15 protein-coding genes and 1 pseudogene are annotated in these 11,558 nt (G+C 61.0%); 9 read left to right on the top strand and 7 right to left on the bottom strand.

What is annotated here, in order from left to right; translation table 11 throughout:
• The coding region (locus CV103_RS22645) for a hypothetical protein (RefSeq protein ID WP_211314369.1) at window positions 1–290 on the top strand (290 nt) is incomplete at its 5' end.
• Here CV103_RS22645 and CV103_RS07220 read toward each other — a convergent pair.
• The 3 genes from CV103_RS07220 to CV103_RS07210 form a co-directional block, all read right to left on the bottom strand.
• Window positions 291–569, bottom strand: a complete 279-nt coding sequence (locus CV103_RS07220; RefSeq protein WP_245896712.1) for a hypothetical protein — start codon at window positions 567–569, stop codon at window positions 291–293. It lies immediately after the preceding gene.
• A gap of 195 nt (window positions 570–764) precedes the next feature.
• Window positions 765–1,352 carry a mobile mystery protein B gene (locus tag CV103_RS07215; protein WP_107394488.1) on the bottom strand — a complete coding sequence of 196 codons (588 nt, stop codon included), beginning with the start codon at window positions 1,350–1,352 and terminating at the stop codon, window positions 765–767.
• Window positions 1,349–1,807: a mobile mystery protein A gene (locus tag CV103_RS07210; RefSeq protein ID WP_107394478.1), complete on the bottom strand. Its 459-nt coding sequence runs from the start codon at window positions 1,805–1,807 to the stop codon at window positions 1,349–1,351. The genes CV103_RS07215 and CV103_RS07210 overlap by 4 nt, the downstream gene beginning before the upstream one ends.
• A gap of 566 nt (window positions 1,808–2,373) precedes the next feature.
• Here CV103_RS07210 and CV103_RS07205 point away from each other — a divergent pair.
• A complete protein-coding gene (locus CV103_RS07205; RefSeq protein WP_107394477.1) occupies window positions 2,374–2,796 on the top strand; it encodes a DUF4197 family protein in 423 nt (140 codons plus the stop codon).
• Window positions 2,797–2,900: 104 nt separating this feature from the next.
• The gene (locus tag CV103_RS07200; protein ID WP_107394476.1) at window positions 2,901–3,119 is read left to right on the top strand and encodes a hypothetical protein; all 219 of its coding nucleotides are present in this window, start codon (window positions 2,901–2,903) and stop codon (window positions 3,117–3,119) included.
• 124 nt (window positions 3,120–3,243) lie between these two features.
• On the opposite strand, the gene CV103_RS07195 is transcribed toward CV103_RS07200, so the two are convergent.
• Window positions 3,244–4,158 carry a HEPN domain-containing protein gene (locus CV103_RS07195; RefSeq protein WP_170112582.1) on the bottom strand — a complete coding sequence of 305 codons (915 nt, stop codon included), beginning with the start codon at window positions 4,156–4,158 and terminating at the stop codon, window positions 3,244–3,246.
• A 133-nt stretch (window positions 4,159–4,291) separates the two neighbouring features.
• On the opposite strand from CV103_RS07195, the gene CV103_RS07190 reads away from it, so the two are divergent.
• Window positions 4,292–4,801 carry a DUF123 domain-containing protein gene (locus CV103_RS07190; RefSeq protein WP_170112581.1) on the top strand — a complete coding sequence of 170 codons (510 nt, stop codon included), beginning with the start codon at window positions 4,292–4,294 and terminating at the stop codon, window positions 4,799–4,801.
• A gap of 28 nt (window positions 4,802–4,829) precedes the next feature.
• Window positions 4,830–6,473, top strand: a complete 1,644-nt coding sequence (locus CV103_RS07185) for a Na/Pi cotransporter family protein (RefSeq protein WP_107394473.1) — start codon at window positions 4,830–4,832, stop codon at window positions 6,471–6,473.
• Window positions 6,474–6,508: 35 nt separating this feature from the next.
• Here CV103_RS07185 and CV103_RS07180 read toward each other — a convergent pair whose 3' ends face one another.
• On the bottom strand, window positions 6,509–6,856 hold the full coding sequence (locus CV103_RS07180) for a hypothetical protein (protein WP_107394472.1): 348 nt from the start codon (window positions 6,854–6,856) through the stop codon (window positions 6,509–6,511).
• 188 nt (window positions 6,857–7,044) lie between these two features.
• Between CV103_RS07180 and CV103_RS07175 the strand changes: the two are divergent.
• From CV103_RS07175 to ygiD, 4 genes and pseudogenes are all read left to right on the top strand, one after another.
• Window positions 7,045–7,278, top strand: a pseudogene (locus tag CV103_RS07175) (acyl carrier protein); the annotation flags it as partial.
• Window positions 7,279–7,377: 99 nt separating this feature from the next.
• The gene (gene dksA, locus CV103_RS07170) at window positions 7,378–7,776 is read left to right on the top strand and encodes an RNA polymerase-binding protein DksA (protein ID WP_342749155.1); all 399 of its coding nucleotides are present in this window, start codon (window positions 7,378–7,380) and stop codon (window positions 7,774–7,776) included.
• A 257-nt stretch (window positions 7,777–8,033) separates the two neighbouring features.
• Window positions 8,034–8,441 carry a sensor histidine kinase gene (locus tag CV103_RS07165; RefSeq protein WP_107394470.1) on the top strand — a complete coding sequence of 136 codons (408 nt, stop codon included), beginning with the start codon at window positions 8,034–8,036 and terminating at the stop codon, window positions 8,439–8,441.
• A gap of 248 nt (window positions 8,442–8,689) precedes the next feature.
• Window positions 8,690–9,553 (top strand): 4,5-DOPA-extradiol-dioxygenase, encoded by an 864-nt coding sequence (gene ygiD / locus CV103_RS07160; RefSeq protein ID WP_245896708.1) that lies wholly within the window; start codon window positions 8,690–8,692, stop codon window positions 9,551–9,553.
• Between the two features lie 223 nt (window positions 9,554–9,776).
• On the opposite strand, the gene CV103_RS07155 is transcribed toward ygiD, so the two are convergent.
• Together CV103_RS07155 and CV103_RS07150 are read right to left on the bottom strand one after the other, a co-directional pair.
• Window positions 9,777–10,946: a tyrosine-type recombinase/integrase gene (locus CV103_RS07155; RefSeq protein WP_107394469.1), complete on the bottom strand. Its 1,170-nt coding sequence runs from the start codon at window positions 10,944–10,946 to the stop codon at window positions 9,777–9,779.
• Complete coding sequence (locus CV103_RS07150; RefSeq protein WP_146163395.1) at window positions 10,939–11,514, bottom strand: hypothetical protein; 576 nt, start codon at window positions 11,512–11,514, stop codon at window positions 10,939–10,941. The genes CV103_RS07155 and CV103_RS07150 overlap by 8 nt, the downstream gene beginning before the upstream one ends.
• Window positions 11,515–11,558 lie beyond the last annotated feature (44 nt).

The following is an 11,558-nucleotide window of genomic DNA, read 5'->3' as shown; positions in this document are numbered from 1 at the left end:
ACGATCAGACCAGACAACCGATCCTACCGGCCATCATAGTCGCCGCTCAACCGGCCATCGTAGTTGTCGCCGCGCAGCATGGCCTGTCTCGGCTTCCGGCTGGACCAGGAGGCGGTGATCCTGGCGCCGCTGGAAGAATTATTTCAGCCGGCAAAGCCGAGACAGATGACGCCCGCGCCGCAGCTCAATCGATGAGAGGCCAACGTGTGCAGGGGAACGTCGACCTGCAGGGCGAAGTCAATCAGGGATTAGATCATGACTTCTTCCGAGATCCAAAGCTCAGGCAATAATCAAGGAATGAAGTAGAAGAAGTAGCCTATAAATCCGATCATCAGCGTATAGGCCAAAGCATACCCTATTAGGCCGCCCTTAGTGGGCACCCCATTTTCGTCGGTGATGATTTCTATCGCCGGAATGTCTTCTTCCACAACGAGGTGGACCGGGAATCCCGATGCTTCGGTCCGGCGCAGCGTATCCGCATCTGGTCGTGCGATCCATACCATGCCGTGGAATTTACCGGTTTCGCGGCGACCTGGCAAGGACGAGGTGTTTAACAGCTTTAGCAGCACCGCAAGGAACGGCGCTCATTTCGGGATCCGCCAGCAGTAAGCGCGCTTCGTTTCCAGGAGAGGCGTCGTACGAAAAGCGCTTCGTCAAGGATTGGGATCGTACAGGATGGACCAGCGGGAAGGGGCTCAGTACCCGTCATATCGACGACCTGCGCTCTCGAAGAGAGCATTGTTGGGTCACGGGCGCGTCGGCCGTCAGTTTCTCGCGAAGGCAAGAAGCGGCGCCATGTCGTGGGAGTCAGCCGCGCGGAGGGCCGCGATGTATTCGGCGCGAAGCGTGCCGATATCGCGCAAGGTGCCGCCGCCCCAGGTGAAGGCCGGCTGACCTAATTCTTCGATCTGCAGGTCAGCGAACAGCCTGGCATGTCGACCATTGCCATTGGGGAATGGATGGATGGCGACGAGGCCGTGATGTAGCCGCGCGGCGATTTCATCCGGCGCGAAGGCCTTCTGTTCTATCCAGTAGCGGGCGTCGCGTAGCAGCCCGCCCAACCGAAGATGAATCTGCCGCGGATCGACCCCGATGTTCTTGCCGGTCTTCCGCGTTGTGCCCGCCCATGACCAGACATCGCCGAACATGCGCTTGTGCAGTTCGAACACGAAGCCCTCCGTCAGAATCTCGGTGTCACGACGGCGCACCGTCCATGCAACTGCCGCGTCGATATTAGCCTGCTCAGCCTCATTCAGGTCAGCGCGGGTCGTGATCCACGTCTGGAGAAGCCCCTCGCACTCTTCCGCGTCGAGTGGTGTCGCATCATCTGGCTGCGCGAACAGATCGGTCACGCGGACTCCCACAGGTCGCGATCGCGCAGCGCCGTCTCGATATAGGTCTGGACGCGAGCTTCGAGGTCTCGGTCGACGCGCTGATCTTCCAGGGCCATCGAATGCGACACGCGCCTGATTGCCCGGAACGCAAGCTCGCGAGCGCGCAGTTCGACCATCTCATTCAAGCTGGTCTTTGGGAGCAGCGCGTAGACGAGGACGCAATCCATCGCCTCGGCAGCGCGGCGCAATGTACTGAGCTGAATTTTGCCGTGCGCTTCGGATCGTTCGAGACTGACGATACCCTGCGCGGTCATGCCCAGCCGTCGGCCAAGCTGCGCGCCGGTCATACCAATGGCATCGCGGATGGCTCTGATCCACCCCTTCGGAGGGACAGTGAAGTGCTCGAGCGGTCTGATGGCGCCGAGCTTCTCATCCAGCCGATCTCTGGCTCTGGTGCGAATTTCCGATTTCATAAAGTCAGGGCTTTATCTTTACACATCCATATCAACCCACAGATTGATACCATGGTACAAAATATAAATCTATAAGCTTATCGCTCTCAAACTGGATAAAGCTTAAAGTTTATAATTGATGGGCTCTTTTCCTTCGCCGGGGGTGCTCATCGCGGCTACAGGTTAGCACTATGAAAGGCGCCCGTGGAAGCGTTGATGCGCTAAGGCGCTCTCGCTAAAGCGCCTCAGGTTCTGCGAAAGGTCGCGGGAACTAATCTCGGCATTAGGGTCGGCCTAACCAAAGCCAACGTGGGCAGCAGAAGGTTGAGTAACGCGATAAAAATTCTCCACCTTCGCAACCGGACTCCCGTTATCTTCCGAGTCCAACCTCCGCGCAAAACTGACTGACCGTACCAATTTGCCATCGAGGATGGACCACCCTATCCGTGCAAAACTAAATTCTAGATTTAGATATGCAAGGATGACGATCGAGCGTAGCGCCAAGAATGAGGTCAGGGGTGCCACTCATCGGTAGGCCGCTTGGCAGGGGCCTCGGCTCGGCGCTCGATGTCGGGCAGTAACTTGACTTGACGGACAATCTGGTTCGCAAGCTCAACGATGCCGCCGGAAGTGCGCCACGGGCCGGAAAGCCGATCTTCCGCTCGGCGATCGACCGCCTCAGTTTGTCCGACGTGCCCGGGATCGCGACCCAGAATGATGGCGCCACCCGATATCTTCAGCACAGTGCCGGCGACGAGCTCAAGACAACGTTGCGGCCGCTAATCGATAGCGCGCTGGGGGACACGGGTGCATTCACGCAGCTCGACCGGTTGTCTCGCAGCTCGAGCCTGCTCCGCATCGCCGGCATCACGCGAGATCGGCTCGGGAGCTCCGTCACGGATCAGGCCCCTCAGCTGCATCTTCAAATATATCGGCGCGGAGGAGGGGCGCCTGCGCGCCAACCCGCTCGGCGCCGCGGGCGGCTGCTGAACAAGGTTCTCGGGAAGTAGGGTGGAAGGCCCGGCCGGTTCCGCGACCACGCGCTCGTGGACCTGCTGCTGAAGAGCCCTTAGTCTTCGCACAACGCGCGCATCGCGTTCATTAGGGGATTATAATGGCAGGAAAAAACTTCACGAGCCTCCGCAAGCCGGCACCTGATGAGGCGCAGATCCGGGTCAATCCGGAGACTGGGAAGGCCTACATTTTCGTCGAGCGCCCGAAGGTGATGTCCCTGCCTACCGCGTCGCCGGAGGAAATCGCCGAGATCGTCGAAGCGCTTCGGAACGCCCCACCGACTTCCGAGCCCGCGGACAGGAATGACATTGGCGAGTGAAAGCGCATCCGGGATCATCGAAAATGCGCGGCACAAATGTGCCGCGCCGTGTGCCGCGCCAGTCTTTCTCACCGAACCGGGATGCGATAATTGATGCCGCCATCGTCTGAGGGATCCTGCCTACTCAATCGCTCACCACCGAGGATGCCTGAAGGCCCGAGAGGTGCCCGCGACAAAAGTTGCCCACCCGCCTGTACAGCATGGCGACGCGTTCCATCATCCACCCTATTTCGCGAGCTGTGATCGGGAAGGACGGCTCATAGCGGGCTTCGACGTAAGCGCGTCGAACCTGTGCGAAGCAGCGCCGCTCGAACCGGCTCGTTCGTGGCCAGACTGACCGAAGCCGTTCATCGAGTCCTTCCGCCAACCCGCGCAGCTCATCCAGGCTATGGGTTCGTCGACCGTGCAGCATCACCGTCCAGAAGACACATTGGTAGAGATGCTCGCATGCCTGGTGGAGCAGAAGGGCCGCCATGCGCATATTCCCCTCGTCGCGATAGAACGACGCGCCGGACAGAAAATCTTCCGCTCTTGGATACCACCGCTCAAATTCCGCACGGCCGCGCCAGCAGCGCTCATCCGATGGAAGATTACGCGGCGTCGCCAACGGCGTTCGATCGAGCTCGTACAGCACGATTCCGCGCCGCACGATCGAGGCGAGGTATGGCAGACCGGACACCAAGGCCCGGTTCACGTCCTGCAGGCAATGCACATCGAGTCGGATCTCGCGGGGTAGGACACCCCGCTCGCGATCGCGGCGGAGCCGCGCGAGCGCATGCCTCCAGTGCTGATCCTTGTCCGCCAGCTCGCGGTGATTCACGATCACAAGAACATCGATGCTCTCGGATGCTGCAAAGCCATCGCCTTCGGCCGTTGAGCGGGGAGCATGGACGATCAGCTTCAGAATACGACCAGCCTTGCGATGGGAAGCTTGCTTGCCCCGCATCGCTTCCTCGAATTCTTCCAGCAGAGCCGATCGCAGAGTGAGTAGTTCGCGGGAAATCTCGTCCGGCAGTCGCTCGATATCGAAATTCGTCATTTGCGCGCCCAAGTTCGGCGAAATTGCGATTCTCATTCCAATTGAGATCAGCGATTTGGACACCGATCGCAACCACTTGTGATAGACCCTGGGGATGCTCGGCCGATCCGCACCCCCAGCGTTCCTGGAGCATATGCGCCGCGCACTTGGCGGGGCCGGGCCGTTCGATCGGCAATCCAGTGATCGTGCGCCGAGTGCCGGTGGTTCCTATGTCCTGCTTGTCCATCTTTCCCGATCGCTGGAATTTGAGAGGCCCGGCCTGCGGCATCGCTTCGAGCCCGGATGGTATGGCTATGTCGGGAGCGCGCGGGGGCCCGGCGGCATTCGTGCGCGGATCGGACCTCATCTCTGCGCGGAGAAGGCGGTTCATTGGCACATCGATAGCCTGACGATCACGGCCGATATTGTTCTGGCGTTTTTTGTCGAGGGCGCCAGCGAATGCACGTTGAGCCATTCACTGCTTCGGTCCAGGTATGGCAGCCGTCGGCGGCGGGTTTCGGGAGCAGCGATTGCCGTAACTGCGCCACCCATTTGCTGGAACCTGATATGGCCGCCATCGACCGCGGTAATTGAACGATCCTGCGAATTCGAGTGGACCACGGGAAATCGGGAGACCAAGTCTGAAAGGGCGGGGCTGATCTAGCCAAGGAGAACAAGCGACGAGCATCACGTTGACCCTACTCGATCTGGGAGGCCTCGTCGCGCTCCTGCTCTGGGGCGTGCATATGGTCCAGACAGGTATTCAGCGGGCGCTCGGTCCTCAGCTCCGGGCGTTCCTCGGTCATAGGATGCAGAACCGGGCGACCGCGTTCTTCGCAGGCCTAGGTGTGACCGCGCTGCTTCAAAGTAGCACGGCGACGGCGCTCATGGTTAAGGGCTTCGCCTCCAGCGGACTGATCTCGCTGCGTCAGGGTCTCGCGGTCATGCTGGGGGCGAACGTCGGCACGACACTGATCGTACAAATCCTCTCGTTCGACGTCGCGTTGGTGGCGCCAATCCTGGTGCTCGCAGGATATCTGCTGTTTCGGAGAGGTCGGGCCGGTCCACGAGATTTCGGGCGGGTCCTCATCGGTCTCGGCTTGATCCTGCTTTCGCTTCACCAATTCCTGTCGGTTCTGGATCTCTTGGCAAGGAACGAATTCGCACGGACCTCCCTGCAGGCGCTCTCCGAGCACATCGTGTTCATCGTGTTGATCGGCGCACTGTTGGCGTGGGCCGCCCACTCGAGCGTGGCGATTGTCCTCTTGGCAATATCATTCGCGGCAAGCGGCGTTCTGAGTGTTGCCGCGGGTATCGCCCTGGCTCTCGGCGCAAACGCGGGCACCGCGATCAATCCGGTTTTGGAAGGTTCCACCGCCGATGCCGCTGCACGTCGGCTTACGATAGGGAAGCTGATCGGCCGGCTGGGCGGCGTTCTGCTCATTCTCGCCGTCTATCCCTTTGTAACCCCACTGATGACCGGTGTGGAGAGCGCGCCGGCGCGCGCAATCGCGAACTTCCATGTCGGCTTCAACCTCGCGTTGGCGCTCATCCTATTTCCGCTGCTCACCCCCTATGCCCGCTTGCTTGAGCGCCTCTTTCCCTCCGCGCAGATTGACGATGCGCCGGATGCTCCACGCTTTCTTGAGCCGATCACCGCCGAGACGGCTCCTGCGATGGCGTTGGCGGCAGCCACTCGCGAAGCCCTTCGCCTGGCAGATGTGCTCGAGGAAATGATCGCGGGGCTGCGCGCTGTGCTTGCGCAGCCTGATCGGCGCCGGGTCGAGGAGACGCGCGCGCTCGACGACAGGCTCGATCGCCTCAACCGCGCGATCAAGGAGAACCTCCTGGCGATCGAGGCCGAGCGGCTAAACGAGGAAGAGAGCGACACCCTGGCGAGGATATTGACCTTCTCGATCAATCTCGAACAGGCGGGCGACCTCATCGATCGCGGACTTCTGAACATGACACAGCGACGAATAAAGCGCGGTGTGGCATTTTCCCGGGAGGGCATCGCTGATCTGCTTGCTCAGGCGGACAAACTTCACGCAACGCTTCGGCGCTCGACCGCAGTGTTCTTGAGCGGCGATCCCATCGGCGCAAGGGCGCTTGCGTCCGAAAAGGAAGCTTTTCGTCGTCTGGAGGACGAAGCTATAGCCGCTCATTTCCAGCGTCTGCGGTCTGGAAACATCGATACGATCGAGACGAGCGCGCTGCATCTTGATGCTCTGCGGGATTTGAAGCGAGTGAACGGCCACTTGATCGAGGCGTCAGCCTATCCGATCTTGAAGAAGCGCGGTGAGTTGCTCGCATCTCGGCTACGTCAGGTGATTTGATGGATTGATATCGGCGTGGCGCGCTTGAAGTCTGATCACCTCGCGATCCAGCGGCGCCCTCCGGCGCCGATCGTCGCAACAAACGCCGCCGGCACGGTCAGGCCGGCGAGCCCGACGAGGCCCAGCGGGAGGAGACTAAGGTCGGAGCCGGAAAGCAGCACGATGGGCAATTGTGCAAAGATCAGGACTGCCGCCCAGCGCCATGGCCGGTCGGGAAACAGGATGCCCAGGCCAAGAGACGCGAGAAGCGAGATTGGATAGGCCACCGACCAGAAGAGCGGATTGTCCCAGGGTTCCGGGCGCGTACCTACCCAGGATGTGGCGGACCAGAGCGGCAGCCCAAGTGTGGCGGCAAGAACGAACGCCCTGAGACTTTGACTCATGTCATACCGCTCCGGTGATGCTCACCGCAGCTTTTACGGGGCAAGCGTTTGAGTTTCGCTTAACTTCGCGAATTGCTTGTGAGCGAGCCGATTCTTCGCTCAATATACCGGGTATAGGGCCAGGATGGGGACGAAGAAGGCCTGCCCCGTTCCTGTGTGGAGGTGGCCATTTCGGGCGGGACGGGGCGATGAGCGACATCGGCGAACAGGTACAGAAAATCACCGTTGAACATTTGGGCGTCTATCCTGACAAGGTGACGCCTCAAGCAAATTTCATCGATGATTTTGGAGTGGATAGCCTCGACGTCGTCGAGCTGGTCATGGCGATCGAGGATGAATTCGGTGTCGAGATTCCGGATGAGGACGCCGAGAAATTCAACACCGTCCAGGACGCGATCCGCTATATAAAGGCAGCGAAAGGCCAGGGGGGTGTTCGCTACGCCCAACATAAGGGCGCGGAGAGGAAACGAGGAAAGGCGCGTGAGGGTTAGGTAATGGCGAGTACGAGTATCGAGCTGCCGATGGATTATCGCCCGTCGGACGACGAAGAATTCATGTGTCCAATGCAGTTGGAATATTTCCGGCAGCGTTTGCTGGCCTGGAAGGCGCAGATCTTGAGCGAGGCCGAGACGACACTGAACGTCCTGCAGATGGAGGAACTGCGCAAGCCCGATCAGAACGACCGCGCGACGAGTGAGGCTGGGTGGTCGATCGAACTGCGCGCCCGTGATCGTCAACGCAAGGTCATCGCCAAGATCGATGCCGCGCTGCGCCGGATCGACGAGGGCGACTACGGCTATTGCACGGTGACGGGAGAGCCGATCTCGCTGCGGCGGCTCGAGGCGCGACCGATCGCGACGATGACGGTCGATGCCCAGGAGCAGCACGAGCGGGCCGAGAGAGTTTCGCGCGACGGGTGAGGGGGCACGGCTAGTCTTTTGGTCTGCGGCCGAAGAGCAACCGCCAGAACCCTCTGGGAGCTGGCGGCTTGGGCATCACGTTTGGAGAATGGTCTCCCGACGGCGCCGAGGCACCATCGGGAGTGGAGGCCCGAACTAAAGGGGGGCCGAGCCTCTCTTCTCTATAACGCTCCTCAGCAAGGTTTAAAGCCCACCGAAGGTTGATGGCTGCCAACTCTCTTATAACCATGACAATATCTCCGACCAGACGATGAATAGTGAAGAACCTTTTCGCGATGACCGACGGCATGATCCGTATGACCCCGCGCAGCGCCGATAGTCCGGACGAGATCGCTGAAGCGCTGTCGGGCCGCGTTCGCGCGCTCGCGATGGCGCATGGCTTTTTGCAGCGGCGCGTTCGTTCGATGGATTCGGAACGCTCGACAAACCTATGTGAGCTGGTTGAATCGATTGTCGCGGTCCATGAAGGCGCCGCCGCGGAGAGAACACCGCGCTTCCGTATCTGCGGCCCGGATGTGCGGTGCGGCGATCATGCCATCAACGGCATCGCGCTCCTCATTCATGAACTGGCGACGAACGCCGCCAAATATGGCGCCCTGAGCAAGGCAGAGGGTAGCGTTTCCATTGCCTGGTCTATAGCTGATGATCGGCTGGAGCTGGTCTAGCGCGAGACGGGCGGCCCTCCGCTCGACGGATCCCCCGAAAGGTCAGGCTTTGGCAGCACGCTGATGAAGCGGACGATCGAGCACCAGCTTCGCGGCACGATGCGGTACGACTGGTTGCGCCAAGGCCTCGCGGTCGAGATTTCGGTGCCAGCCGAGGCATTGACCCGCTAGGCTCCGGAACGCGGCAGGAAGTCCGGGGTGGCTCGATGCGCACCCTGACGTAACAGTGTGCACGCCGGGAGATTGATATGGACAGCAAGATTTCCCGCATGCCGGCGTTATTCATCGGTCACGGCAGTCCGATGAACACGCTGGAGGACAACGGCTACACCCGCGCGTGGCGCGAGATGGGCCAGCACCTTCCGCGACCGCGTGCGGTGCTCGTCGTATCGGCGCACTGGTTCTTTGGCGCGACGGCCGTGACGGCCATGCAGAAGCCGCGGACGATCCACGATTTCTATGGTTTTCCGCCGGAGCTTTTCGCGTTTGACTATCCAGCGGCCGGTGCGCCGGACGTTGCTCAGGAAATCGTAGAGGTTGTGAAACCCCATTGGGTCGGGCTGGATCGTGATCAATGGGGACTGGATCACGGCGCCTGGTCGGTTTTGGCACATCTTTACCCGCAAGCCGATGTGCCCGTGGTGCAGCTTTCTATCAACGCTTTGAAGCCCCTCGACTACCACCTCGATCTTGCGGCCCGTCTCGCGCCGCTGCGCGAGAAGGGCGTCATGATCGTCGCCAGCGGCAATGTCGTCCACAACCTGGGGAAGGTTCAATGGCAGCGCCCCGACGCGGCCTTCGATTGGGCTGAACGTTTCGACGATGCCGTGGTCGATCAACTCGCGCGCGACCCGGGTGACATCCTGCGCGTCGCGGATCATCCCGACTACGGCATGGCCGTTCCCACTCCGGACCATTTCATTCCGCTCCTGTATCTGGCGGGATTGGCGGCTGCGGAAGATATCGGGATCAGTCCGCTGCTGCGAGGCTATGCGATGGGCTCGATATCGATGACCTGCTACGGGCTCGGCGCGGATCTGACCCTCAGCGCGGACCCGTGCGATGCGGCCGATTTGCCGAGTGGGATTCCGCCCGAGCAAACCAACATGTGAGCCCGCTCACAAATCGACCGCCAGTTCGGCGACACTGGTGGGGCATCTGAGAGGGCTGAGTAGCCGCCCGCTCGCCACGATACTGGCTCGAATATTCAGGAGCACCAGCCTTCAACATGGCATTCAAGCGCTGGACCGGGATGACGCCGAGCGAGTTTCGCGCGCAGGCCGATCCGGGCGTCATCGCGTCGATCGAATAAGCCGCCATACCTAACCGCCCGGGTCAGCGGCGCACCCGCGAAAGGACACGCGCTGCGACGTTGCTGCGAACGGCGAGCTTACGGCCATAGCGCAACGCGGTTGTCGGAGAGCTCCAGCGCAGCGCCTGCGCGATGCCGGCGCCATCCTCGCCCGCAGCGAAAAGATCCTGGGTCAGGCCAACGCGGAGCGAATGGGTGGATAGGGCCTGGACGGCATCGCGCAGCTTTCCGGCGGGCAAAATGACGAGGCCCATTTCGTAGGCGGCCAGCGCTACGCGCCGATAGATCCCATTGACGCCTTGCCGGGTGAGAGCAGTCTTGCCGATCGTATAGATCGTTCGCGCCAACTCCATTTCGGGATCTGACTGACGAGCACGCCGGCGATCCACGCCCACTCTGCGGAACATCAGTCCTTGCTTGATGGAACTTGCGTCCTGCCATGCGGCAACCCGTCTCATCGTCTCGACCGACAGCCACGCCCAGGCGCCTTCCTGTTCCTGATCGGTCTTGGAGAAGGGGATGAAAAGGGTGGCCGAACCGTCTTCCTGAAGATCGATATGCTCCACTTCAACCCTGGTGAGTTCGCTGACCCGAAGCCCTGCGTCGTACCCGAGTGAGAGCAGCGCCGCGTCCCTTAGCCCTTGCAGGTCGCCGCCACAGGCGTCGAGCAGCGCGGTGATAGTGAAACCCTTCACGTCGTCGTTCAGTGGGCCGCCGAAACGCAACGGGGCGGCCTGTTTCTGCACGGCGCCTTTGCGGCGCCGATTGGCCCGCAAGGCATTGCGGACCATCGGATGATCGGTTGGCAGATCGTCTTTGTCGCTGTGACCGATCAGACGGTGGATGTTCGCCATGCTCGCCATACGTCGCGAGAGGGTGGCGGGCTTCTTCCCCTCCGCCTCGAGGTGACGAAGATACAGCACGAGACCCTCCGGGGTGGCGGGCAGCGGTGGCCGCTGATCACGGCGCGACCAATCAATGTAGCAATCGAGGTCGGCCGCGATCGCCGCCTTGGTCGCGTCGGCCATAGCCTCCAGCGCCGTCTCGACCTCCAGCTGACTGACCGGCGGGTAATCGGAGGGGAGGGAGGCCGCGATGGTTCGAAGCAAGCGTGTGTCGGTCGGTTCGGCCGAGCCGCGTCGCCTCCGGGGGAGGTTGCCGGCATCCTGGCGGTGGATAACGATCTCACTCATCGGCTGAGGTTTCTTTGTGCGGAGAGCCGAAAGCCGAGACCATCCTTTCGCAGATTGGCTCAAGCCATTTTCCGACCCGATCGCGTGGCTCGTCCCAGACCGCTTTGCCGGCATAGCCGACCATCAAAATCCAGAACGCGATGAAGCCGGCGAACTTCGGGTTGTCACCATGCTGGTCAGCCGCAAAAGCTGCCATGGCGCCGCGCATTTGATCGAACATCATCGAAAGCCCGGCCAGCAGCCCCAGTCCGAAAAGGAAAAGCCACATCAGCTGCAGGTGTTGCCGCGTCAGGCAGGCCTTGGCGAAGCCGCCAACAGTGATCGACCAAAGGAATGTCGCACCCATCAACGCCGCGACCAGCCAGTCGCCTAGGGGCGTCAGGTGAACGATTCTTCCGTCGGTCGTGCCGGCATGCTTCGCGATTGCAGTGAGCAAACTGAGCGGCCCCACGATCAGACCAAAAATCCCAATAAGGTAGGCGCCGATCACAATCACCGATTTCAACGTCTTCTCGGCGTTTGGTATCACCCACGTACCTAGTCGTCGCCAGCCTGAACGCAGCGCCATCACCCCTTCCCCTTTCGCGCCTATACTTACCATAACCTCTCATT

This window comes from Edaphosphingomonas fennica (assembly GCF_003034225.1).
Lineage (GTDB): Bacteria > Pseudomonadota > Alphaproteobacteria > Sphingomonadales > Sphingomonadaceae > Sphingomonas_E > Sphingomonas_E fennica.
The sequence above is the reverse complement of the archived record's forward strand: the minus strand, read 5'-3'. Positions and strand labels throughout refer to the sequence as shown.

Excerpts from the sequence above, each read along its gene's own strand:
- CV103_RS07210 (WP_107394478.1), bottom strand. The coding sequence starts at position 1,807 with ATGAAATCGGAAATTCGCACCAGAGCCAGAGATCGGCTGGATGAGAAG.
- CV103_RS07200 (WP_107394476.1), top strand. The coding sequence starts at position 2,901 with ATGGCAGGAAAAAACTTCACGAGCCTCCGCAAGCCGGCACCTGATGAG.
- CV103_RS07195 (WP_170112582.1), bottom strand. The coding sequence starts at position 4,158 with ATGACGAATTTCGATATCGAGCGACTGCCGGACGAGATTTCCCGCGAA.
- CV103_RS07190 (WP_170112581.1), top strand. The coding sequence starts at position 4,292 with ATGCGCCGCGCACTTGGCGGGGCCGGGCCGTTCGATCGGCAATCCAGT.
- CV103_RS07180 (WP_107394472.1), bottom strand. The coding sequence starts at position 6,856 with ATGAGTCAAAGTCTCAGGGCGTTCGTTCTTGCCGCCACACTTGGGCTG.
- dksA (WP_342749155.1), top strand. The coding sequence starts at position 7,378 with ATGGATTATCGCCCGTCGGACGACGAAGAATTCATGTGTCCAATGCAG.
- ygiD (WP_245896708.1), top strand. The coding sequence starts at position 8,690 with ATGGACAGCAAGATTTCCCGCATGCCGGCGTTATTCATCGGTCACGGC.
- CV103_RS07155 (WP_107394469.1), bottom strand. The coding sequence starts at position 10,946 with ATGAGTGAGATCGTTATCCACCGCCAGGATGCCGGCAACCTCCCCCGG.
- CV103_RS07150 (WP_146163395.1), bottom strand. The coding sequence starts at position 11,514 with ATGGCGCTGCGTTCAGGCTGGCGACGACTAGGTACGTGGGTGATACCA.